The following is a 22,354-nucleotide window of genomic DNA, read 5'->3' on the forward strand; positions in this document are numbered from 1 at the left end:
TGTCCGGCATGAAAGAGGAGCCGCGCGCAAGGCCGGGATATTCAGGAGCGGGGGCCGGGAGCGGCGGGAAGCAGCCGGTTGTCGATCAGCCGGGCCCGGGAAAAGCGCACCGCCGTGGCGAAAAGCCCGGGGCCGTCCAGGCGCGTAAGCGGCGCCACCCGGTCGGGATGCACGCACTCCAGGTATTCCACCATGCCTGAAGGCAGGTGCGATGTCCAATACTCGCGCACCTTGCCGGCGATGACCGCCGTGTCGCGCTCGCCGGCGGCGGCCAGGTCCGCGGCCAGGGCGAGGCCTTTATTGATGTATGGGGCCTCGGCGCGTTCGGCCGGGGTCAGGTAGACGTTGCGCGAGGAAAGCGCCAGCCCGTCGGCCTCGCGCACGATGGGCGCGCCCACGATGGTGACCGGAAAGCCCAGGTCCGCCGTCATGCGCCGGATGATGGCCAGCTGCTGCCAGTCCTTTTGGCCGAAAAAGGCGAAGGTCGGGAAGGCGAGCAGGAACAGCTTGGATACGACGGTGCATACACCCCGGAAGTGGATCGGCCGCGAAGCGCCGCACAGATGGCGGGCCAGTTCCGGCACTTCCACCCAGGTCGCCGCCTCGGGGGCGTACATGGCCTCGGGCTTGGGCGTAAACAGGACGTCCGCGCCGGCGGCTTCGGCCACGGCCGCGTCGTGGTCCAGGTCGCGCGGATACGCGTCCAGATCCTCGCCGGGGCCGAACTGGGTCGGGTTGACGAAGACGCTGACCACGACCTTGTCGGCCTTTTGCCGCGCCAGGCGGATGAGGCTTTCATGGCCGGCGTGGAGGTACCCCATGGTGGGGACCAGCCCCGTGGCCACGTCGCCGCGCAGCCAGTCGCGGCAGCGCGCGCGCAGGGTTTCCGGATCGGAGACGATATCCAAGGCACACCTCCCTTACGGTTGTGCGGGCTCTAATCCAAGGCCGAGGGCATGTAAAGCCGGCCATGACATTCACCCCGGTTGGGGGTAGAAGGCCATACTAAGGGGCCCGCGCCCCATTCCACCTTCAAGGAGAGAGCCATGCCCGGTCGTCGCGCCCTGTACCTTGCGGCGGCGGCGGTGTTTTGCCTTATGGCAGGGCCCGTTTGCGCCGCCCGAACCTCCGCCGATGCGCGGACGGAAACGCCGCCCACGCTTTCCGCCAAGAGCTTGCTGCCGTCGAAAATTTTATCCGGACCCAATTACACAATCGACGACAAGGTCAAAAACGACGGTTACATGAACATGTATACCGTGCATACGAAAAAGGGTGATCTGCGGGTGGAATCCACGTCGCTGCTCTATACACGGCTGCACGAATTGCAGGCCGCGGCGGCCATGGACGACGTCAACAAGGGCGTGGAGATCGGCAAGTCCATCGGCATGTCCGGCGTCAACGCGGTCAAGGGCGTCTTCAACCTGCTCACCAAGCCCGGCGACACCCTCTCCGGCGTGGGCAGGAACTTCACCCGGGCCGAAGCCTCCAGCAAGGAAAAGCGGCCCACCGACGACAAGGGCACCGTGGGCGAGCTGCTCGGCTACAACAAGGCCATGCGCGACTGCGCCAAGACCTACGGCGTCGATCCCTATTCCCGCAACCCCATCTTGCACGAAAGCCTCAAGCGTCTGGCCGGGGCCCAGTTTTTCGGGTCGTTCACGGGTTCGGCCGCCATCCCCGGAGGCGCGGCCCTGATCATGCTGGGCAACACCGCCGCGCCCCAGAGCGTGGTGGACGTGAGCATCCCGCCCCAGGACCTCTTTACCGCCAACCGGGAGCGGCTCAAGGCCATGGGCGCGACCTCGGACACGGCGAATCTGCTCGTGGAAAATCCCCACTTCACGCCCATCGAGCAGACCCGGCTGGTGTTGGCTCTGGACAAGATGACCGGCGTCGGCGACCGCAATGTCTTCATCAACCAGTGCATCCTGACCGACAGCGACGACCTGGCCTGGTTCCGTACCCGCATGGCCGAACTCTACGCCAACATCGACGCCAAGGCCGACAAGCTCGCCCGTTTCGTCAAGGCCGGCAAGTATCTCGCCGCCGTCACCAAGGCCGACGGATTGCTGGTGGCCTATCCCCTGGACTACCTGGCCTGGACCCCGACCATCGCCGGCATAGCCCGGAGCTTCGGGGACACGGCCGCCGCCCTCAAGGTGAAGAGCCGGAAGTTCATCGTTACCGGCGAGGTCAGCCCCCTGGCCGCGCGGAATCTCAAAGCCGCCGGCTGGAGCGTCGACCAGCTGCGCGAGGGCTTGCGTTAGGAAGGGAAGACGCCGGGGGGAAACCTTTCTTGCAGAAAGGTTCTCCCCCCGGACCCCCTTTCCAAAGACTCTTAACGATAACAGCCTGTCACCGCTAAAAGTTTTTGGGAGGGGAGAGCGCGAGAGGGGGACCCTTTTTTCAAAAAGGGTCCCCCTCTCGCATCTCCTCCACCTTCCCTCGCCGAGGGTTGAACCGGATGGCGTTTCAGCGTAAGCGGACATTCGCCGTCACGGCATTGGAGGCTTCATGAGCAAACGCAGCAGCGTCGCGCTTGACACCGTCATCAAACAGGCCATCAAGGTCGGCCGCTATCCCTGGATGGCCGGTCGCCTGGCGGCCGTGGAAAAAGAGAAGATTTTCTTTTCGGCGCTCAATCCCCACGCCGAAACCGGTCATGCCCGCAGCATCCGGCAGCTTTCCATCCGCATCACCGACATGTGCAACCTGCGCTGCCATACCTGCGGCCAGTGGGGCGACCACGGCTTTTTGCACGGGAAAAACCTCAAGGACCTAAAAAAGCAGGAAATCACGCCCGAGCGCTACTTGGCGCTGCTGGAAGACCTGGCCCGAAACGGCCACCACCCCTCGGTCTACCTTTGGGGCGGCGAGCCGACCATGTACAAGGGATGGCTGGAGATCGTGGAACGGGCCACGGAACTCAAAATGCCCACCTCCATCGTCACCAACGCCACCAAGCTGGTGCCCGCCGCCGACCGGCTGGCCGCGGCGCCGCTTTTTCTGCTCCAGATTTCCATCGACGGCCACGACGCCGCGACCCACAACGCCGCGCGTCCCTCGGCCTCGGGTGGCGACAACCACAAAGTGATCCAGGAGGCCCTGGCCGCAGTCAAGGAGGCCAAGAAGGCCCACAAGACCAAGCTGCCCCTGGTGGCCGCGCTGTGCACCATCTCGAGCGCCAACGTGAACCACCTGGTCGACATCTACGAGGCCTACAAGGACCGGGTCGACATCTTCGTCTACTATCTCTCCTGGTGGATCGACGAGAAGAGCGCCAAGGCCCACGACGAGGATTTCGCCCGGCGTTTCGGGTTCACGCCCAAGCTGCATTGGGGCTGGGTCGGCGATTGGACCATCAAGGACCACGAGACCCTCGACAAGCAGCTCGCCGAGGTCAAGCGCCGTTCCAAGGGGTTCGGCAAGCCCGCCGTCAACATCATCCCCAACATCACGGGCTTGGCCAACCTCAAGGAATACTACACCAATCACGAGGCCACCTTCGGCTACAACCAGTGCATCTCCATCTACCAGGCGGTGGAGCTCGATTCCAACGGCGACATGTCCCCCTGCCGCGACTACCACGATTACATCGTCGGCAACGTGCGCGAGCACACCATCACCGAGCTGTGGAACAGCGAGGCCTACCGCCGCTTCCGGGCGAGCCTGCACACCGAGGGACTCATGCCCTCGTGCACGCGCTGCTGCGGGTTGATGGGGTATTGATGGCCGAGCCTTCCCGCCCGGCGCGCGTTGTCTTCCTGTTGCAGGACCTTTTTTTCGGCGGCACCCAGCGACAGGCCCTGGAGTTGGCCGCGCGCCTCGATCGCGACCGTTTCGCCCCGGAATTCTGGATGCTGGCCGGCGGCCGGGACTTCGCGCCCCATGCCGCCCGGGCCGGCATTCCGCTCACCTGGCTTTGCGCCGCGCCCAAGGTGACGACCGCTTCGCTTCGCGCCCTGTGGAAAAAGCTCGAAACCGAGCGGCCGGATCTGCTGGTGCCGCTGACCGCCGTGCCCAACATCTGGGGCCGGGTGTTCGGCCGCCTGCGCAGGCTGCCCGCCGTGGTCGGCACCTGCCGGGGCGGCGGGGCCATCAAGCGCCAGCATGAGCGCTGGCTCAAAAACACCGTCGCGCACCACATCGTCAACGCCGCGCCGCTGAAAGACGCGCTCGTGCGCCTGGGCCGGCCCGAAGACAAGGTCGCCTGCATCCCCAACGGCGTGGACACGGAGTATTTCGCGCCGCCGCCCGAGGAGATGCGCCCGGTGCGCGAGGTGGTGCTGTGTCCGGCGCGCTACTGCGAGGACAAGGACCACGAAACGCTGCTTACGGCCTTCGAGCGCACGGTGGCCGAGCGGCCGCGGGCCGAATTGTGGCTGGTCGGCGACGGGCCGCTGCGCACCCGGGTGCGCACGCTTGCCGCCCGCAGCCCGGTGCGCGGGGCCATCCGCACCTATCCCGCCGCGCCCGATCCCAGGCCGTTTTTCCAGCAGGCTTCGGTGGTCGTGCTCTCCTCGGTGCGCGAGGGCTTGCCAAACGTGATCCTGGAGGCCATGAGCATGGGCATACCGGTCGCGGCCACGGCGGTCGGCGGCATCCCGGACGCGGTCGAGCCCGAACGCACGGGGCTGCTCTGCCCGCCGCGCAATCCCGAGGCGCTCGGCGCGAACATGGCCCGGCTGCTCGCCGACGAGGACCTGCGCCGGCAATACGGGGAAAACGCCAGGGCGCGGGTGCTGGAACAATTCTCCATGGAAGCGATGGTCCGTCGTCACGAAGCCGTGTTTACACAGGTGCTGGCGCAAGCGGCCGGGTAAGGCGCGTCTCCCCGGACTTTCCCCGATGGGGCCGGGGTTCCGGTCGCCGGAGGCATCCCCTATGAAGACTTTTCTGCTGTCGTTGCTGGTCCTCGCCGCCCTGTGCGGCACGGCCATGGCCCGGGAAGTGAACGTGAACGGCCTGTGGCGCGGCAGCCTCTACGGATCGGATTTGCAGGCCCGCGTGGAGCAGGACGGGCACAACGTCAAGGCCGAGGTGGTGGTCCACGCCATGACCGGCGAAACCAACGTCTACCATGTGGTGGGCGCGATCTTTAACGGCCACATGTACGTGGTCCACGGCAGCGGGCACGTGTTCGAGGGCGACGCCAAGGGCGACGCCATTCGCGGCGTGCTGACCACCAAGGGCGGCAGCAAGCTCGAACTCGAGGCCACCCGGGTGCCGCTCAAACCCGGCGGCAAATCTCCGGCCGCCGCCGGCTCTTCCGCTTCCGGGCCCGCGACCAAGGCGTCGCGCCGGCCGGGATGACGCATCGTTTCCAGGAGGCTTCGTGACGGCGTTTGCGTTTACGGTCATGGCCGTGCAGCTTGTCGTGCTGACGGCCCTCTACCTGCTTGGCCGCCGCCATGTGCGCGGCGGCGACGGCCCCGAACCCATGCCCGAAACCTGTCCCCGGCTGGCGGTCATCGTACCGGTCACCGGCGACCATCCGGGCATGCGCGAGGCCGTCGCCTCGCTGTTGGACCAGGATTATCCCGATTTCACGGCCATCTTCGTCACGGCCACGGCCGATGACCCGGCCGTTTCCCTGGTGAAAGGGGTGGCCGGGAACGACCCGCGCCTGCTTATGGTCGTGGCCGGCCCGGCCACGCGCTGCGGCCAGAAAAACCATAATATCCTGGCCGGCATCCGGGCGGCGGCGACAGCCGAACTCTTCGTCTTTTGCGATTCGAGCCATGTGGCCGACCGCCATTTCCTCACCAATTTGGCCGCGCCCATCATCCGGGGCGACGCGCCCATGACCAGCGGCTTCCACAAGATCGTGCCCGGCGACGGCAAGACCGGCACCATCGGCATGGCCACCACCTGCATGGCCCTGCACCTGCTCCAGCCGATACGGGCCATCACCCAGCCCTGGGGCGGGGCCATGGCCATCTCGCGCCAGGCATTCGACCGTTTCGGGCTGCGCGAGCTGTGGGGCAAGAACATCGTGGACGATTTCTCCATGGGCCCGCATCTGCATCGCTTCGGCGTGGCCGCCTGGCCCGTGGCCGCCGCCTGCCTGGAAACGCCCATGGCCGGAGTGCCGCTTTCGCGCTGGGACGACTGGCTCACGCGGCAGCTGCTATACCTCAAGTTCTGCATCCCGCCGGGCTGGCTCGTCTCGATCCTGGCGGTCTTCGTGCTGTCCGCGCCGCCTGTGTTCGCGGCGCTCCTTCTCATCGGTTGGTGCTTCGGCTGGACCAGCCCAATGGTTGGCTGGGGCGCGCTGGTCTATGCCGCCGATTTTCTCGGGCTGGGGCTGGCCTACCGCACCTTGTGCCCGCGTCCGGTCGGCATCCTCGCCTGGCTGCGGGGCTACGTGGCCACGTTCCTGATGCTGGCCCGCTGCTTCGGCCGCACCTTCGTCACCGGCTCCATGTCCTGGCGGGGCATCAGCTACAAGGTTGGCTGGGGCGGCGTGGTCAAGGAAATCCGCCGGGGGTAGGAGAAGAGCTGGAAGAACCGGGGGAAACTTTTCTGTAGAAAAGTTTCCCCCGAGCCCCCTTCAAAAGACTTTTAATGGTAACAGACTGTCACCGTTAGAAGTTTTTGGGAGGGGAGAGCGCGAGAGGGGGACCCTTTTTGAAAAAAGGGTCCCCCTCTCGCATCTTCACTCTTTCCTTCCTATTGCTGGTTGCGGTAGCCCCAGGCCGGAGCCTGGTCCGGCGGGGCGTTGCGGTGCTTTTTCTTCTTCTGCTTGGACTGCTTCTTTTGCTGGCCGGGCGGCATATTCCAGTTCGAGTCGTAGTTTTTCCCGGGACCGGCATAAGAGGATTTCCCCTTGGGCGAAGCCTGGTTGCCTTTCTGTCCGGCGTATGAGGGAGGGCCGTAGGGCGGCGTCTGGTCGCCCTTGTGGCCGGAATACGACGGCGGCCCGTAGGATGGGGCCTGTCCTTGCTGCCCCTGTCCTTTCTTGGCCAGGGCCGGAACGGCGCATAGGGCCATGGCCAGAAAGAGTGTCGCCAGGCATGGAATCGGGTGTATGCGCATAAGCGGCTCCCTTCGTGGTGCGGTGGTGTTTTGGGTGGCTTCAAGCAAGATCGAGTCCAGCCCGCGTCCGCGGGGATTTGCCGCAACGGGTGGCGAAATGCGGCAAAGGGGGCATAACAACCTACGCCTTTTCCACGAAATCAGGAAATCACTTTCACCACATAATGGAAATTTGACGATTCTTCGGAAGACCTCGCCCAGGTCTCATTTCCCCGGCCCTTCCCAACGGCTTTTCTCGGTTGCAGTGTGCTCTCGCGGACCCCGCCGTAACCATTGAAAGTTTTGGGGAGGGGAGAGCGCGAGAGGGGGACCCTTTTTTCAAAAAGGGTCCCCCTCTCGCATCGTCTCGTCTCTTTTCCCGCTTTCCCTACGCCAGTCCGGCCTGGGCCTTCTGGGCGGCCAGTTCCTTTTTCCAGCGCAGGATGAGGAAGACGAAGGGGACCAGGGCCAGGGCTTCGGGAATTTCCCGGATGCCGAGCGGCGCTGTGGCGAAGTAGAGTCCCGCGCCCGCGGCGCAGGCCGCCGCGATGCGCCACATGGATTTGACGTCGATGATGCGCATGGTTGCCTGGCAGTAGGTCGTGGTGGTCACGGCCACGGCCGCCTTGGTCAGGAGCATGGCCAGGCAGGTGCCGAGCAGCGGATCGGTCGGGATGAGGGTGGCGCACAGGGCGAGGTTCACGGCCAGGCCGCCGATGTAGATGACCAGGAGCAGGCGCTGCTTGCCCTGGCTCATCATCAGGTAGGCCGAGAGGTTGTGCACGAAGCCGCAGATGATGGTGCCGACGAGCCATTTCTGCATCCACATGGCGTCGTGGTAGGCCCCGCCGTAAACCAGGCCGATGAGGCGGTCGGATTCGATGAAAAGCACGAACATCACGGGGATGGAGATGCCGATGAGCCAGCGCACGGAATTGTTGGCCAGGCGCTTGAATTCGCGCCGGTCGTTTTTCCACAGGCGCACGAACAGCGGATAGAGGACGCTTCGCAGCAGGAGGTTGGAGACGATGATCGAGATGCCGTCCACCATCTCCCAGGTGACGCTGTATTGGGCCACCTTGGTCGGACCGCCGTTGCTTTGCAGGAAATAGAGGTTGGCCTTGTTGTAGAGGATGGCGGCCAGGGCCATGAGCACGAACACGCTGCCGTGCTTGGCTGTGGCCCAGGTGCGGGCCAGGGATTTGCGCTTGAGGGTCAGCCCGGCGAAATCGGTCTTCTTGAGGGCTATCCAGATGCCGCCGGACAGGTTGGACACGTTCTCGATGACTTTGAAGAGCGCGATCCAGTGTGGCGCCGCGCCGAGGGCCAGAAGCCCGATGGCGTAGCCGTAGCCGAGGACCCCGGAGATGACCTTGATGCGGCCCTCCAGGTCCTGCCGGCCTTCCACGCGGATGGCCACGAAAAACGAGCTGGCCACGGCCTCGAGCCCCACGCCGGCCGAAATGACCATGACCAGGTTTTTCAGTCCCGGTGTGTAGCCCTGCCAGTAGATGAAGCCCACCACGCCGAACCAGCCCGTGACGAGCAGCAGGCTTTTGAGCAGCGTGTACTGGGCCAGGATGTCGCCCTTGTGGCTGTATTTCTTGCTGAGGGCCGACACCAGAGGCTGGTTGAGGCCGAATTCGCCGAGAAAGAGGATGATGGAGGCCAGGCCGAAGGCCACCATGAATTCACCGTAATCGCTGGTGGAAAGCCGGGCCAGGTAGATCAGGAAAAACGTGTGCAGGGCGTCGTGAATCCACTGCGCTCCAGCGAGATGGGCGAACTTGTTGAGAATGCCATAGGACGGACGAGCGGCCTTTTTTGGGGGGGGCGAGACTTGGGGCATTGGGGTTTCCCCCTCCCGGCCGCCGGGCGACCGGGAGGGAAGGCGGGACAACGGCTAACGAGCCTTGGATTTTTTCTTGCCGGGCTTGCCGGCTTTTTTCGCCGGCTTGTCGGCGGCTTTGGCCTTGGCCGATTTGGCCCCCTTGGCGGTCTTTGCCGGCGCGGCCTTGGCGGCCGGTTTCGGGGCCGGTTCGGGCTCCGCCTTGGGTGCGGGCTTGGCTTCAGGCTCGTTGGCGGGCTCGGGTTCTTTCGCCGGGGCGGCAGCGGCCTTGGGTTCGGCTTTCTTCACCGGTTCGGGCTCGGGCGCGGCTTCCGGGGCCTTGGCCGCTTCGGGCTCGGGCTCCTTGGCCGGCGTCGGCTCGGGAGAAACCACGGCCGGCGGAACGTCGACCTTTACGGCCGGTTCGCTCATGGCCTTGGCGGCCGGGGCGGTTTCCTGGCGCGGCGCGGGCACGGGCTCCGGCTCTTTGACCGGTTCGGGCGCGGGTTCCGGTTTGGGTTCCGGTTCCTTGACGGGTTCCGGTTCGGGCTTGGGCTCCGGAGCGGGGGCCGGCTGCGGGGCCGGTTCAGGCTCTTTCACCGGTTCCGGCGTGGGCTCGGGTTCCTTGGTCGGCCCGGGAGCCGGTTCGGGCGTCGGCTCGACCTTGGGGGACGGCTTGCCGGCGCAGCAGCCGCGCGGGGCGCACTGGATGAACGCGCCGAACTTCTCCAGCTCGTCCACCCGGCAGCTCCAGACCATCTTGCCGTCGTGGAAGATGGAGTCCGGGCAGCCGTCGCACATGTCCTGGCGACCGTCGTCGAGCAGGTCGCAGGGCTGGATGACCATGATCGACTGGATATTGAGCGGCTTGAACCACATCTTGGGCCGGGTGAGCAGCTTGCAAAAAATTTTGCGCAGGCTTTTGTTGAACAGCGTCAGCAGGGCCAGCTTCTGCACCCCGCGCATCCAGCACGGCCGCGAATAGGCGAGGTAGGTGCCGAAGAAAAGGTGATGGAAAATCTGGGTCCATTCGGCGAACTTGGCGTCGAGATAGCCCAGGATCTCGTTCTTGTCGCCGACGCGAAGGGTCAGGAGCCACTTCATGGACAGCGGATTCTCGGTGCCGTTTAAGTAGGCGCAGGGCTCGTGGTCGGGGTAGGCCAGGCGGATGGCGTCGGCGATCTCCTGGGAGGAGAGGTCCTGGTGCTCTTCCTGGTTGTCGAGCTGGTAGACGAGGTTGCCGACGTCGACGGGACGGCCGTTGGCGAACACGTCGAAATTGTTTTTCTTTCGCGCCGAGCGGAACAGGATGAACACCATCGTCTGGATGATGTCGATATGCTCGTGGGCGAACCGCGTGAGCATGGGGATTTCGGAGAGCGTGTCGCGGTAGATGGTGGCGTTAAACGAGCAGGCGATCTTGCCCTCTCCGTGCTCGTGGATCATGTTGGCGAGTTTGAGGCGCAACTCGCACAGATCCTTTTCGCTGGCCCCTTTCCAGCCGGGACGGCGCTGGTGCGAGTCCACGTGCATGGTGAAGCCGACGAGGCCGGCCGCGGCCAGCTCGCGCACGAGTTCCGGGGTGAGCGCCTGGCCGTTGGAGTTGATGATGGGCTTCCAGCCCTTGGAGGCCACGTACCGGACCAGGGGAACGATGTCGGGGTAGATGAGGGGTTCGCCGCCGGCGATGGAGATGCCGTCGGTGCGCCGCAGCTTTTTGACTTCCTCAAGTTCCCGGATGACGTCGGCCAGGGGCCTGTGCCCGTCGGGGTTGTTTTCGCGATAACAACCCTCGCAGTACAGATTGCACTTGGTGGTCGGCTCGAGCCAGGTGATGGCGTTGTCGGCCAGGTTCCAGGGCAGGCGATAATATGAACCCGGGGTAAGCGGTCGTTTTCTCATGGCGCTCCGGTCCGTTGGCAAAGATTGGGCGGCTTGCGCCGCAAACTCGGGTTGCGTTATCGCAAATGGGGCGTGGTGGCAACCAACGTCGCATGGCGAAAGGGTTGAACGGCTTTGGAGATGTGCGAGAGGGGAAACCCTTTTGCAAAGGGTTCTCCCCTCTCGCGCTCTCCCCTTCCTAAACTTTTTAACGGTTACGGATTGTGTGCGGATAACAAGTCGTCATTATTAAGAGTCATTGGAAAGAGGGCCGGGGGGAAACCTTTCGTAAGACAAGGTTTCCCCCCGGTTTCCCTTCCTAAAATCCCCGGTCCAACGCCCCGACGATGGCCCCGGGCGCGCCGCCGGCGCTACGCGGCATGAGCCGTCCGAGGATGGGCACGCGCCGCGCCGCCTCGCGAAACGCGGCCGAGCGCCGCAGGTTGACCACGAGCAGGGTCAGAATCATGACCGGGAAGGGCGCGATCTGAAACAGCGTGCCCGAAAGCCCGGGCAGCGCGTCCTGGAGCGCGATGCCGGCCACCTGGATGGCGGCGAAAAAGACCGCGCCGAACGCCACCCGCACCGGCTTCCAGCCGCCGAAGATGACGATGGCCAGGGCGATCCAGCCCGCGCCTTCGCAGCCCTGCGGATGGCCCCAGCCGGGCTTGACGGCCAGGGAATAAAAACCGCCGGCGCACCCAGCCATGGCCCCGCCGGCCAGACAGCACCAAAAGCGCACCCTGGCCACGGAAAATCCCCGCGCCTTGGCCGCCTCGGGCGATTCGCCAACCGCCCGCACGAGCAGCCCCGCCTTGGTGCGCAGCAGGAAAAACCAGACCCCGGCCACGGCGAGCAGGCTTAAAAGCACCACCGGGCTCTGGTGGAACACGCCCTTGCCGAGAAACGGCAGGTCGGCCAGCCCCGGGATGTCGAGGACGCCGAGGTTCGGCCCCGGCCGGCGCGCCTGGGTATGGCCCAGGAAATAGGCCAGCTCGCGGCAAAAAAGCGTCAGCACGAACCCTACGGCCAGCTCCGAGACCCGAAGCGTCTGGCCGAAAAGGATCAGCACCGCCGCCACCGCCGCCCCGGCCCCGGCCCCGGCGGCCAGTCCCAGCCAGGCGTTGCCGCTTATCCGGGCCACGGTGAAGGCGGCCATGGCGGCAAAAAGGAGCGTGCCGTCGAGCGACAGGTTGATGACCCCGGCGCGCTCGGCCACGGTCTCGCCAAGCGCGGCCAGGATCAGCGGCGCGGCGGCGAAAAGCACCGAGGCGAACAGCGCCTCCATATAGCCGAAACTCACGGCTTCCTCCGCGATACGGCCGGCCACAGTCCCCTGGCCGCGAAAAGGGTCAGCACCAGCACGCCCTGGATGACGCCGGCCAACGAGGAGTCCAGGGACAGGGACAGGGGCAGCTGGATGGAGCCCACGGCCAGGGCGGCGAAGAAAAGACAGGCCACGGGCACGGCCGGCAGGCTGCCCGAGGCCAAAAGCACGGCCAGGATGGCGGTGTAGCCGTAGTTGCCGGAAACGGAAGGGATGAGCCGGTGGTAGAGCCCGGCGATGAGCACTCCGCCGGCAAGGCCGGCAAGCGCCCCGCCGATGCCCATGGCGGCGAGAATGCGGCGCTTGGGGGCGAGGCCGAGCCGTTCGGCGGCCAGGGAATTCTGGCGCACGGCGGAAAGGGTCAGGCCGAAAAAGGTGCGCGTGAGGAGCCAGGCCACGCCGAGAAAGGCCAAAACGGCCAGGATCGGGCCGACAAGGCTCATGGGACGTCCGCCGAGCGTCGGCAGCCACAAGGCGTGATCGAGCGGGGCCGTGCCGCTTAGGGAGGCCATGCCAGGACGCTTCCAGGGACCGAGGATCAGCCACAGCGATACGCCCGTGGCCACGAAATTGAGCCCCAGGCCGGAAAAGATCTCGTGCACCCGGCCATGGGTGCGCAGCACGCCGGATAAAAGCGCCCAGGCCGCGCCGCCGGCCATGGCGCAAAGAAGCGACAAAGCGACGGCAAGCCCCGGCGGCAGGGTCCCGGCGGGAGAAACGGCGCGCAGAAACCACAGGCCGCCGAGCGCCCCCATGGTGATCTGCCCCTCCACGCCGATGTTCCAGAGATTGGCGGCGAAGGTGACGCAAAGGGCCGCGCCGCACAAAAGCAGCGGGGCGAAGGAGGACAGGGTGCGCAGCCAGGCCGCTTCGGAGCCGAAACCGCCCTGGGCCATGACGGCCAGGGTTTCCAGAGGCGGCGCGCCCGAGGCGGCCACGATGGCGAGGGTTGCCGCCAGGGCCAAACCGACGGCGAAAGCGGTCCGGGCCAGGGCGCGGGGAGCGGCGCGCATCATGATGCCGTCTCCGCCACGGCCCGGCCGGTCATGAGGTCGCCGACGAGCCCGGCCTGCAATTCCCCGGCCGGCAGGTCGGCCACGATTTCCCGGTTGTAGAAAACGAGCGCCCGGCCGGCATGGGCCAGTAGTTCGTCGAGGTCTTCGGAAAAAAAGAGCACGGCGGCGCCCGCGGCCGCGCGCTCCCGGAAATGGTCCCATATCTGGGCGATGGAGGCCGCGTCCAGGCCGCGCGTGGGGTTGTCGGCCAAAAGGAGTCTGGTGTCGTCCGGAATGAGCGAGAGCAGCAGGCGCTGCTGGTTGCCGCCGGAAAGGGAGGCGGCCGGGGCGGCCGGGGTGTCGGTCAGGCGGAAGCGGCCCACGCAGCGTTCGGCGAAGATCGCCGCCGCCTGCCGGCGCTTGTCGGGAAAAGCCAGCCTGACGTGGTCGAGCAGGGAAAGCCCCGGGAAAAGCCCTTCCTCCATGCGCGAGGCGGGCAGGTGGTGGACCCCGGCGGCCAGGAACCGCCGGGCCGGTTTGCCGGCGAGATTTTTGCCGTCGATTTCCAGTTCGCCGGCCACGGTCCGGGCGATGCCGGCCAGGCCGCGCAAGAAGGCCTCCTGGCCGCCGCCGGCGATGCCGGCCAGACCGACGATTTCCCCGGGGCGAATGGTCAGGGTGCAGGGCGAAAGCACGATCTTTTCGTCGGCGATGACGGCCTCGCGCAGACGCGCCAGCGGCCGCGCTTCCCGCGACGGCGCGGGCCGGGGCGCGGGCGCGACCGGCCTGTCCAGGATGTCGCAGAGCACCTCGCCCTGGCCGGCGAACATGGCCGATAGGATCGCCGGGCCGCCAAGGGGCGCGTCAAAGGCGCCGGCCAGCCTGCCCTGGCGCAGGACGTAGACCTTGTCGCAAAGCTCCTTTGCCTCGGCCAGCTTGTGGGTGACCAGGGCCACGATGCGCTCGCCGTCGGCCACGAAGGCGCGCAGCACGCCGAAAAGCGCTTCCTTCTGGGCCGGGGAGATGCCCGTGGTCGGCTCGTCGAGGATCAAAAGGCGCACGTCGCGGTCCATGAGCCGGGCCAGCTCCAGGTGCTGGCGCTGGGCCACGGACAGGTTGGCGGCGGCCACGTCGGGCGGGAGGTCGAAGCCCATGCGGGCGCAGACCGCGCGCAGGCGCCGCCTGGCCTCGGCCCGGGAGCGGACCTCGCCGCCGCTTATGGCGAAGTTTTCCCAGACCGTAAGCGGCGGGAAATCGAGCGGGTCCTGGGGCAGCATGCCGATGCCCAGGCGCGAGGCCGCCTCGGGCGAAAGCTTCCCATGGTCCCGGCCGTCGATGCGGATGACGCCCGCGTCCGGGGCGTAGACCCCGGAGAGCACGCGCATGAGCGTCGACTTGCCGGCCCCGTTTTCGCCGAGAATGCCGTGGATGCGGCCCGGGGAAAGCGTCGCCGTGACGCCGTCGTTGGCGGCGAGTTCCCCGAACCGCTTGACGATGCCGGAAAGGACGACCTCCATGTGCTGGCTCCGGGAACACGCCCCCTATTTGGAGGCGCTGGCCCCTTCCATGCCGCGCAGAAGCTGCGGACAGAACCACAGTTCCTTGTCCGTGGCCGTGTGCCCCGCCGTCAGGAAGACCGAGCCGTCCTGGTATTCCAGGGGGCCGGCGTAGAGGTTCACCTTGCCCGAACCGAGGTCGGCGACAAAGGCGTCCAGGGCCTTTTTGGCCTCGGCGGAAAGCCCTTTGCCGGGCAGGAAGCCGACCGGGCTCTTGTCCGGGTCGTTTAAGGCGGCGAAATCCGGGGACAGCCAGGTGAAGGCGGGCTTGTAGGTCCCGTCGGTCACGGCCTTGGCGATGGTCAGAAACGGAGGGCCCCAGTTGAAGTAGGGAACGCCAAGGCAGGCCTCGGGCGCGCCCTGGCAGGCGTCCTTATAGTCGTAGGGCAAGGCGTGGACGTCGGCGCCGGCGCTGCGGCGGGCGGCGGCCACGGTCAGGGCCTCGGGGGTGTCGATGCCGGAGATGACCACGTCGAAGCCCTGGTCGAAAAAGGAGCCGGCCAGCTGGTTGGGGTCGGAGGTGACGCCCGGGATGTTGAACCAGAAGCCGATCCAGGAGACCTTGAAGGTAAGGTCCTCGGGCTTTTTGCCGCGCACGTCGACCCAGGCGTGGCGCGCGCCGAGGAAGGCGGCGTCGGCCAGGCGTCGGGTCTCGTCGTTAATGAGCGGCCCCAGGAAGCCGATCTTGCCGGTCTTGGTGGTCATGGCTGCGGAAAAGCCGGCCATCATCTTGGCGTATTCCATCTTGGAAAAGAGGTTGCCCAGGTTCTTCGGGGCCTTGCCGGTCAGCACGTCGTCGCCGGAAATGTGGACGAAGGTCAGTTCCGGGTGCTGGGTGGCGGCCTCGCGGATGCCGTCCTTCATGTCGTCGGAGCCGGCGAAGATGAGCGTCGCGCCCTTGGCGGCCAGGTCGTCCACCACCTGCGGGATGGTGACCCCGGGCCGGTCGGCGGGGTTCAACTTGTCGAGGTAGAGCATCTTCGAGCCGGGCAGGTGGGCTTCGACGTACTTGCCGCCCTCGTACTGGGCCTGGCTGTAGCCTTTGTCGTTGTAGGGGCCGACAAGCAGCAGACCGAAAGTCAGCGGTTTGCCGGCGGCGAACGTCATGGCGGCGGTTGCGCACAAAAGGGCGAAAGCCGCCGCAAGGATCAGCGAAACGCGGCGCATGATGGGGCCTCCTTCAGGCTTGATGGGAATGCGGTCGGGGCACTGTAAAAAAAGCGGGGGCGATGCGCCAGGGGCAAGGGACGATTTACGACCGTCCCGGCAGCCGTCCCTCGCGTAAAAACGCTTCAACCAGGGCAAAGACCTTGTCGTTGCCGTAAAATTTCCCCTCGGCGATGCGTCGGCGCATGTCCGGGAGGCCTTTTTCGAAATCCGGCAGCAGTTCCGGCGTCAGCCGGTCCATGGAGGCGGACCGGCCGTAGCCCAGGCGCTCCAGGTAAATGGCGTTTAACTGTTGCTCGAACGCGCCGGGCACCGGAAACGACAGCACCGGCTTGCCGAAATAGAGCGCCTCGCTCATGAGGTTGTGGCTGCCGCCGCAGACCACATAGGCGCACGAGGCCAGATCGTCGAGAAAGCCTTCCTCGGAGTAGCCGCGAAAGGTCAGGTTCCCTTCCACCTTGTCCACGCGGTAGCCGTAGACGCGAAATTCCCGGTCGAGGGTCCGCAGATACGGCGCGAAGGCGTCGCGGATGCCGCAACTCTGGTATACCAGGATGTGCGAACCGTGGCTTGGCGTGCGTGTAACCACCGAGCGCCGCAAGATGGGCGGGGCGACCACGGCCCTGGCCCCGGGCTTGGTCGGGGGCTGGTAGAAGGAGATGGAAAGGTAGTCGCTGGCGGCGGAAAAAAGAAAGCGGATGGAAGCCAGAATCCCCCAGTAATCGGGCAGCAGCCTTGCCGACACGTCGTGGCGGCAGCAGGAGATCACGTGCTGGTGGTCCAGGGACAGGCAGGGGATGCCGGCCCGCTTCGCCGCGATGGGCACGAAATATTCGTAGTCGGAGATGGCCGCGTCCGGGCGGAAATCGCGGATCATGCCGGCCAGGCGGGCGAGCTCCCCCCTTCGCCGCAGCAGGGTGCGCCCGGCGAGCTTGAGCGTCGCCGGGGTGTCCAGGCGCTGGTTTTTGTAGCGCGTGCCCGGGTTCTCGAAGCGTTCCACCGGGAATTCCCGCGACAGGAGCTGCGCGCCCTCTTCGCTGGAAACGAAAAGGAACTCGTGGCCGAGCGTCGCCAGATGGCGGGCCAGGATAAGGGCGCGGATGGCGTGGCCGTGCTGGGAGCCGTGCACGCCGTAGAGAATGCGGGCCATGGGGGTAAAATGCCTCCGGGATCGTGGCGGCCGGGCCGCCCGTGGGGGGACAAGTAAAGGCCGGCGCGCCCGGCGTCAATATTCGGCGGCCGGTCGGGCGCGGCCTCGCCGCCCCTTTTCTTGCGATTGCGGGTTGCGCCGCCCGGGCCTTCACGGCTAGAAAAAGGCCCCACGCAACGGACAGCCGCCGGGGAGGGACATGGGCACGATCTATCTGATGCGTCACGGGGCCATCATCCAGCAAAAGCCGCGCCGGTTCATCGGCCAGACCGATTTTCCCCTCACCGAGGCGGGCCGCGCCCAGGCGAAGCTGTGGCGCGAGCCGCTGGCCGGGGTGGAATTCGCCGCCGCCGTCAGCTCCGACCTCTCCCGCTGCCTGGAGACCGCCGCCCTGGTGCTCGAGGGACGGGAACTCGCCGTGCGCCCGGAACCGCGCCTGCGCGAGATCAACCTCGGAAGCTGGGAAGGGCTCACCGTGGACGCGGTCATGGAGCGCTTTCCCGGAGCCTACGAACGCCGGGGGACCGACCTGACCGGCTTTTGCCCCGAGGGCGGGGAGAGCTTCGCCGACGTCCAGGGGCGCGCCGTCGCCGCCATAAGCGAGCTGGCCGCCATACCCGGCAACGTGCTGGTCGTGGCCCACGGCGGCGTCAACCGCACCGTGCTGTGCCATGCCCTGGGCCTCGATCTGATCCACCTGTTCCGCCTGGGCCAGGACTACTGCCGCCTGAACCTCCTGGACGTCGCCGGCGACGTGTGGCGCGTGGACGCGGTCAATGCCGCGCCCGTGGTTCCCTGGCGTTTTCCCGGTCCCTGAGCTTTATTTCCTATCGCTTCTCTGTGAAATGCCGCGCCGCCGATGCAACGCGGCCTTGCCTCCCTGCGCCGGACTGCATTGACAGGAACCGCGAGGCGTGGAATTGCATGGAACCATGCAAATACGCCTTGTCCCCCTGCTTGTCCTTGTGGCCCTGGTCGTTGGCTGCTCCGGCGAGAAACCGCAAAAAAGCACGCCGCCGCGAGAGGTTACGGCCCCGGTCAAAGCGGCGACGCGCCGCCCCGTGGTGGAGTGCCGGTCGTTTCCGGCCGAGGTGGAGTCGCAAAACAGCGTCACCCTGGCCAGCAAGGTGTCCGGCGCGGTGGAGTCCGTCCTCGCCCGCGAGGGCGACGCGCTGCACGCCGGGCAGTTGATCATGCGCATCGACGACAAGGACCTCACCAGCCAGGAGCAGGGGCTTGTCGCTTCCAAGGAGCAGATCTCCCGCGAACGCCAGTCGCTTCTCGCCAAGGCCTCCCTGGCCAAGACGACCATGGAGCGCATGCGTCGGCTGCTCGCCCAGCGCGTCGTGAGCCAGGAGGACTTCGACAAGGCCCAGTCCGAATACGAGTCCCTGACCCGGCAGGTCGAGGCGGCCGCGGCCCAGGAAAACACCGTTACCGCCAAGGCCGGCGAACTGGCCGCGCTTCGGGCCTACACCCGCATCACCGCGCCCTTCGACGGCATCCTGGCCAGACGCTACGTGGACCAGGGCGCCTTCGTCACCGCCGGTTCGCCCCTGGCCCTGGTCGACCAGTCCGGCGGCGGCTTCGAGCTGGCCGCCCAGGTGGACGAATCGCTGCTGGCCGGCCTGCGCCAGGGCCAGACCATCCTGGCCGTGGTGCCGGCCCTGGCCCCGGCGCCTTTCGTCGTCACGGTTTCGGCCATCGTCGGCCGGGTGGACCCGGCCAGCCGCACCTTCAAGCTCAAATGCGCCCTGCCCGACGCCGTGCCCGGAGCCGACGGCCCGCCGCGCGCCGGCATGTTCGGCCGGGTGTTCGTGCCGGCCCGCACCGCCGAAAAGCTGCTCCTGCCCGAAACCTGCCTGGCCCATCGGGGCGATCTGCCCACCGTGGCCGTGGTCGGCAAGGACGACATCCTGCACTTTCGGGTGGTCAAGACCGGCGCGACCTTCCTGGCCGCCAAGTTCGACGGCAAGACCTACCTGACCGACTCGCAGGCCTTCGAGGGCGCGGGCGGAGAGCATTTCGTGGACGTCTTAAGCGGTCTTGCCGACGGCGAACGCGTGGCCTGCGACCCCGGAGCCACCTTGCGCGAGGGCGACCGGCTGGCCGGAGCGGCGAAATGACCGAGCCGGAGCGCCAGGAACATCACGGGCACCATTCGGACTGGCTCACCCGCGTCACCGCCGTTTTCGTCGATTCCAAGCTGGCCCCGCTTTTCATCCTGGCCGCCGTCCTGACCGGCGTTTTGGCCGTGTGGGCCACGCCCAGCGAGGAAGAGCCGCAAATCCTCGTGCCCATGATCGACATCCACGTGACCATGCCCGGGGCCACGCCCAAGGAGATCGAGAACCGGGTCGTCACGCCCATGGAGCGCATCCTCTGGGAAGTGCCGGGCGTGGAGTACGTCTATTCCACGGCCGGGGCCGGCCAGGCCATGACGGTCGTGCGCTTCAAGGTGGGCGAGAACATGGAAAAGAGCCTGGTCGCCGCCTACACCAAGCTCTACCAGCACCTCGACTGGATTCCGCCGGGCTGCTTCCGGCCGATTTTAAAACCCCATTCCATCGACGACGTGCCCGTGCTGGTGGCGGCGCTTTGGGGCGGCCCCTACGACGCCCGCCAACTGCGCGTCATGGCCAATGCCGTCAGCGAGGAGGTTCGCCGCATCCCGGGCGTGGCCGAAACCACCGTCACCGGCGGGCGCAAGCGCACGGTCATGGTCGAGCCCGCCCCCGACCGGCTGCGGGCCCAGGGCCTGGACATGGTGAGCGTGGTCGACGCCATCGGCTTGCAAAACAAGGGCCAGACCATCGGCGACGCCTTCCAGTCGGGCAAGGCGGTGTCCATCCGTCTCGACAATTTTTTCCGCACCCAAAAGGAACTGTCCCGTGCCGTCGTCGCGGTCAAAAACGGCCGGCCGGTCTACCTGGCCGACGTGGCGACCATCCGCGACGGCTTCGACGAGCCGGCCGATTACGTGTTTTTCCTGCCCGGCCACGGGCTGGTCAAGGACGGCCAGGCCCCGGGCGCGGCCTACCCGGCCGTGACCCTGGCCATTGCCAAGCGGGCCGGGGAAAACGCCACCAAGATCGCCGACGAGGCCCTGAAACGCATCAAGGGCCTGCGCGGCTACGTGTTGCCGGCCGACGTCAATCTGACCGTCACCCGCGATTACGGCGAGACGGCCAAGGCCAAGGTGGACGAGCTCTTGGAGCACCTCATCCTGGCCGCCGTGACGGTGGGCGGGGTGGTGGCCCTTTTCCTGGGGCTTCGGGCCAGTCTCGTGGTCATGGTGGCCGTGCCGGTGACCCTGGCCATTACGCTGGCCACCTATTGGCTCATGGGCTACACGCTCAACCGCGTGACCCTTTTCGCGCTCATTTTCTGCATCGGCATCCTGGTCGACGACCCCATCGTGGACGTGGAAAACATCGTGCGACACCTGGGGCTCCCGGGATCGCGCGGCAAGAAACTTTCCGACGTCATCGTCGAGGCGGTCAGCGAGGTGCGCGCGCCGCTGGTCCTCGCCACCTTCACGGTCATCGCCGCCATCGCGCCCATGGCCTACGTGGGCGGGCTCATGGGCCCCTACATGCGGCCCATGCCCGTGGGCGCGTCCGTGGCCATGCTCTTCTCCATGCTGGTGGCCTTTTGCATCACGCCCTGGACGGCCAAGCGGGCGCTGCGGCCGGAGCCCCCCGGGTCCGGGGACGCCAAGCCCCACGGCGACATTCCGGACGACGTCGGAACCCGGGCCTATCTCTGGCTCATGGACCGGCTTTTGAAACGTCCGGCTTGGCGCTGGGGCTTCCTGGGGCTGGTGGGACTTCTTTTCGTCGGGGCCTGTTCGCTTTTCCCGGCCAAGCGCGTGCTGGTCAAGATGCTGCCCTTTGACAACAAGAGCGAATTTTCCGTGGTGGTGGACATGCCGCGCGGCACGACCCTGGAGGAGACCACGGCCGTGTGCCGCGAGCTGGCCGCGGTGGTGCTTAAGCGGCCGGACGTCACCGAGGCCACGCTTTTCGCCGGCACGGCCGCGCCCATGACCTTCAACGGGCTGATCCGCCACTACTACCTGCGAAGCGGCCAGAACGAGGCCGAAATCGCCGTCAACCTGCTGCCCAAATCCGAGCGGTCGGTGCAAAGCCACCCCATCGCCAAGGAGGTGCGCCAGGCGCTTTCGCCCATCGCCGCCAAATACGGAGCCAAGATCAAGGTGGTGGAACTGCCGCCCGGACCACCCGTCATCCAGACGCTCGTGGCCGAAATCTACGGCCCCACCGACCAGGGGCGGCTGGCCGTGGCCCGACAGGTCCGCGACATCATGAAGAAAACCCCGGACGTGGTGGACGTGGACTGGTACGTGGACGATCCCCGGCCCGAGCGCGTCATCCGGGTGGAGCGCGACAAGGCCCAGGCCGCCGGCATCGACCCGGACCGGGCTCTTTCCGATGTCACGGCCTCCATCGCCGGCACCGTGGCCGGGCTCCTGCACGACGAGCTGGCCCGGGAGGACGCGCCCATTGTGGTGCGCCTGCCGCTCAAGGACCGGGCCGACGCCCGGGACATGGGCTCCATCGCCGTGCGCGGCGAGGGCGACCGCATGGTCTCGCTGGGGCAGATCGCCTCCATCCGGGAGCACGTGGAGCCGAGCCAGATCTACCACAAGAACCTGCTGCCCGTGATCTACGTCACGGGCGACGTGGCCGGGCGCGAGGAAAGCCCGATCTACGCCATGAACAAGGTCAACGCGACCCTGGAAAAGATCGGGAAGGAGGGCAAGGGGGCCTGGCAGACCGTGTCCAAGGCGCAACTCCCCATCCTCTGGACGTCCATGCCCGAGCAGACCGCCGACTACAGCATGAAATGGGACGGCGAGTGGCAGATCACCTATGAGGTCTTCCGCGACATGGGCATCGCCTTTGCCGTGGTCATGGTGCTCATCTACATCCTGACCGTGGGCTGGTTCGGCTCCTACACCACGCCGCTGGCCATCATGGCCCCCATCCCGCTGTCGCTTATCGGCATCATTCCGGCCCATGCCCTGGCCGGGGCCTTTTTCACGGCCACGTCCATGATCGGCTTTATCGCCGGGGCGGGCATCGTTGTGCGCAACTCCATCATCCTCGTGGATTTTATAGAAATGCGCCGGGGGCAGGGGGAAACCCTGGAGCGGGCGGTGGAGGAGGCCGGGGCGGTGCGCTTCAGGCCCATGTTACTCACCGCCATCAGCGTGGTGGGCGGGGCCTTCGTGATCCTGTTCGACCCCATCTTTCAGGGCCTGGCCATATCGCTTATGGCCGGCGAGGTGGCGGCCACCATATTTTCCCGCATGGTGGTGCCGGTCATGTACTATCTCGACGCCCGGCGCACGGCCCGCTGACGCGCCCAGGCGGCGCGCCGGCGGGCCTCGCGTGACGTCGAAGG

Annotated in this window: 17 protein-coding genes; 8 read left to right on the forward strand and 9 right to left on the reverse strand. The window is 66.6% G+C overall.

Annotated features, from left to right (window positions below):
* Nucleotides 1-41 precede the first annotated feature (41 nt).
* A complete protein-coding gene (gene panC, locus DESFRDRAFT_RS03700; protein WP_005991222.1) occupies nucleotides 42-908 on the reverse strand; it encodes a pantoate--beta-alanine ligase in 867 nt (288 codons plus the stop codon).
* Nucleotides 909-1,046: 138 nt separating this feature from the next.
* Between panC and DESFRDRAFT_RS03705 the strand changes: the two genes are divergently transcribed.
* The 5 genes from DESFRDRAFT_RS03705 to DESFRDRAFT_RS03725 all read left to right on the forward strand — a co-directional run bounded on the left by DESFRDRAFT_RS03705 (nucleotide 1,047) and on the right by DESFRDRAFT_RS03725 (nucleotide 6,496).
* Nucleotides 1,047-2,270, forward strand: coding sequence for a hypothetical protein (locus DESFRDRAFT_RS03705; RefSeq protein WP_005991224.1), 1,224 nt, complete (start codon nucleotides 1,047-1,049; stop codon nucleotides 2,268-2,270).
* A gap of 247 nt (nucleotides 2,271-2,517) precedes the next feature.
* Complete coding sequence (locus tag DESFRDRAFT_RS03710) at nucleotides 2,518-3,732, forward strand: radical SAM protein (protein ID WP_005991226.1); 1,215 nt, start codon at nucleotides 2,518-2,520, stop codon at nucleotides 3,730-3,732.
* The gene (locus DESFRDRAFT_RS03715) at nucleotides 3,732-4,826 is read left to right on the forward strand and encodes a glycosyltransferase (RefSeq protein ID WP_005991228.1); all 1,095 of its coding nucleotides are present in this window, start codon (nucleotides 3,732-3,734) and stop codon (nucleotides 4,824-4,826) included. Before DESFRDRAFT_RS03710 ends, DESFRDRAFT_RS03715 begins: the two co-directional genes overlap by 1 nt.
* Before the next feature lie 61 nt (nucleotides 4,827-4,887).
* On the forward strand, nucleotides 4,888-5,316 hold the full coding sequence (locus tag DESFRDRAFT_RS03720; protein ID WP_005991230.1) for a hypothetical protein: 429 nt from the start codon (nucleotides 4,888-4,890) through the stop codon (nucleotides 5,314-5,316).
* Nucleotides 5,317-5,338: 22 nt separating this feature from the next.
* A complete protein-coding gene (locus DESFRDRAFT_RS03725) occupies nucleotides 5,339-6,496 on the forward strand; it encodes a glycosyltransferase (protein ID WP_005991231.1) in 1,158 nt (385 codons plus the stop codon).
* A 179-nt stretch (nucleotides 6,497-6,675) separates the two neighbouring features.
* Here DESFRDRAFT_RS03725 and DESFRDRAFT_RS03730 read toward each other — a convergent pair whose 3' ends face one another.
* The 8 genes from DESFRDRAFT_RS03730 to DESFRDRAFT_RS03765 all read right to left on the reverse strand — a co-directional run bounded on the left by DESFRDRAFT_RS03730 (nucleotide 6,676) and on the right by DESFRDRAFT_RS03765 (nucleotide 16,924).
* Complete coding sequence (locus DESFRDRAFT_RS03730) at nucleotides 6,676-7,041, reverse strand: hypothetical protein (RefSeq protein ID WP_005991233.1); 366 nt, start codon at nucleotides 7,039-7,041, stop codon at nucleotides 6,676-6,678.
* A 367-nt stretch (nucleotides 7,042-7,408) separates the two neighbouring features.
* Nucleotides 7,409-8,869 (reverse strand): oligosaccharide flippase family protein, encoded by a 1,461-nt coding sequence (locus DESFRDRAFT_RS03735; protein WP_005991235.1) that lies wholly within the window; start codon nucleotides 8,867-8,869, stop codon nucleotides 7,409-7,411.
* Nucleotides 8,870-8,923: 54 nt separating this feature from the next.
* Complete coding sequence (locus DESFRDRAFT_RS03740) at nucleotides 8,924-10,750, reverse strand: radical SAM protein (protein WP_005991237.1); 1,827 nt, start codon at nucleotides 10,748-10,750, stop codon at nucleotides 8,924-8,926.
* A 298-nt stretch (nucleotides 10,751-11,048) separates the two neighbouring features.
* On the reverse strand, nucleotides 11,049-12,017 hold the full coding sequence (locus tag DESFRDRAFT_RS03745) for an ABC transporter permease (protein ID WP_199533106.1): 969 nt from the start codon (nucleotides 12,015-12,017) through the stop codon (nucleotides 11,049-11,051).
* Nucleotides 12,018-12,028: 11 nt separating this feature from the next.
* Complete coding sequence (locus tag DESFRDRAFT_RS03750; RefSeq protein ID WP_005991241.1) at nucleotides 12,029-13,072, reverse strand: ABC transporter permease; 1,044 nt, start codon at nucleotides 13,070-13,072, stop codon at nucleotides 12,029-12,031.
* Nucleotides 13,069-14,568 (reverse strand): ATP-binding cassette domain-containing protein, encoded by a 1,500-nt coding sequence (locus tag DESFRDRAFT_RS03755; protein ID WP_005991242.1) that lies wholly within the window; start codon nucleotides 14,566-14,568, stop codon nucleotides 13,069-13,071. Before DESFRDRAFT_RS03755 ends, DESFRDRAFT_RS03750 begins: the two co-directional genes overlap by 4 nt.
* 24 nt (nucleotides 14,569-14,592) lie before the next feature.
* The gene (locus DESFRDRAFT_RS03760; protein ID WP_005991244.1) at nucleotides 14,593-15,774 is read right to left on the reverse strand and encodes a BMP family lipoprotein; all 1,182 of its coding nucleotides are present in this window, start codon (nucleotides 15,772-15,774) and stop codon (nucleotides 14,593-14,595) included.
* Between the two features lie 85 nt (nucleotides 15,775-15,859).
* Nucleotides 15,860-16,924 carry a glycosyltransferase family protein gene (locus DESFRDRAFT_RS03765; RefSeq protein ID WP_005991246.1) on the reverse strand — a complete coding sequence of 355 codons (1,065 nt, stop codon included), beginning with the start codon at nucleotides 16,922-16,924 and terminating at the stop codon, nucleotides 15,860-15,862.
* Between the two features lie 199 nt (nucleotides 16,925-17,123).
* Here DESFRDRAFT_RS03765 and DESFRDRAFT_RS03770 point away from each other — a divergent pair, with 199 nt between their 5' ends.
* The 3 genes from DESFRDRAFT_RS03770 (at nucleotide 17,124) to DESFRDRAFT_RS03780 (ending at nucleotide 22,310) form a co-directional block, all read left to right on the forward strand.
* Nucleotides 17,124-17,741, forward strand: coding sequence for a histidine phosphatase family protein (locus tag DESFRDRAFT_RS03770; protein WP_005991248.1), 618 nt, complete (start codon nucleotides 17,124-17,126; stop codon nucleotides 17,739-17,741).
* A 97-nt stretch (nucleotides 17,742-17,838) separates the two neighbouring features.
* Nucleotides 17,839-19,050 (forward strand): efflux RND transporter periplasmic adaptor subunit, encoded by a 1,212-nt coding sequence (locus DESFRDRAFT_RS03775; protein WP_005991249.1) that lies wholly within the window; start codon nucleotides 17,839-17,841, stop codon nucleotides 19,048-19,050.
* Nucleotides 19,047-22,310, forward strand: a complete 3,264-nt coding sequence (locus DESFRDRAFT_RS03780) for an efflux RND transporter permease subunit (RefSeq protein ID WP_005991252.1) — start codon at nucleotides 19,047-19,049, stop codon at nucleotides 22,308-22,310. The genes DESFRDRAFT_RS03775 and DESFRDRAFT_RS03780 overlap by 4 nt, the downstream gene beginning before the upstream one ends.
* Nucleotides 22,311-22,354 lie beyond the last annotated feature (44 nt).

Source organism: Solidesulfovibrio fructosivorans JJ], assembly GCF_000179555.1.
In the GTDB taxonomy this organism is placed as follows: Bacteria; Desulfobacterota; Desulfovibrionia; order Desulfovibrionales; family Desulfovibrionaceae; genus Solidesulfovibrio; species Solidesulfovibrio fructosivorans.

Bases quoted from the DNA above. Each gene is read 5' to 3' on its own strand.
- DESFRDRAFT_RS03735 (WP_005991235.1), bottom strand. From the start codon at position 8,869: ATGCCCCAAGTCTCGCCCCCCCCAAAAAAGGCCGCTCGTCCGTCCTAT.
- DESFRDRAFT_RS03720 (WP_005991230.1), top strand. From the start codon at position 4,888: ATGAAGACTTTTCTGCTGTCGTTGCTGGTCCTCGCCGCCCTGTGCGGC.
- DESFRDRAFT_RS03770 (WP_005991248.1), top strand. From the start codon at position 17,124: ATGGGCACGATCTATCTGATGCGTCACGGGGCCATCATCCAGCAAAAG.
- DESFRDRAFT_RS03730 (WP_005991233.1), bottom strand. From the start codon at position 7,041: ATGCGCATACACCCGATTCCATGCCTGGCGACACTCTTTCTGGCCATG.
- DESFRDRAFT_RS03760 (WP_005991244.1), bottom strand. From the start codon at position 15,774: ATGCGCCGCGTTTCGCTGATCCTTGCGGCGGCTTTCGCCCTTTTGTGC.
- DESFRDRAFT_RS03715 (WP_005991228.1), top strand. From the start codon at position 3,732: ATGGCCGAGCCTTCCCGCCCGGCGCGCGTTGTCTTCCTGTTGCAGGAC.
- DESFRDRAFT_RS03710 (WP_005991226.1), top strand. From the start codon at position 2,518: ATGAGCAAACGCAGCAGCGTCGCGCTTGACACCGTCATCAAACAGGCC.
- DESFRDRAFT_RS03750 (WP_005991241.1), bottom strand. From the start codon at position 13,072: ATGATGCGCGCCGCTCCCCGCGCCCTGGCCCGGACCGCTTTCGCCGTC.
- DESFRDRAFT_RS03765 (WP_005991246.1), bottom strand. From the start codon at position 16,924: ATGGCCCGCATTCTCTACGGCGTGCACGGCTCCCAGCACGGCCACGCC.
- DESFRDRAFT_RS03780 (WP_005991252.1), top strand. From the start codon at position 19,047: ATGACCGAGCCGGAGCGCCAGGAACATCACGGGCACCATTCGGACTGG.
- DESFRDRAFT_RS03705 (WP_005991224.1), top strand. From the start codon at position 1,047: ATGCCCGGTCGTCGCGCCCTGTACCTTGCGGCGGCGGCGGTGTTTTGC.
- DESFRDRAFT_RS03745 (WP_199533106.1), bottom strand. From the start codon at position 12,017: ATGGAGGCGCTGTTCGCCTCGGTGCTTTTCGCCGCCGCGCCGCTGATC.
- DESFRDRAFT_RS03755 (WP_005991242.1), bottom strand. From the start codon at position 14,568: ATGGAGGTCGTCCTTTCCGGCATCGTCAAGCGGTTCGGGGAACTCGCC.
- DESFRDRAFT_RS03740 (WP_005991237.1), bottom strand. From the start codon at position 10,750: ATGAGAAAACGACCGCTTACCCCGGGTTCATATTATCGCCTGCCCTGG.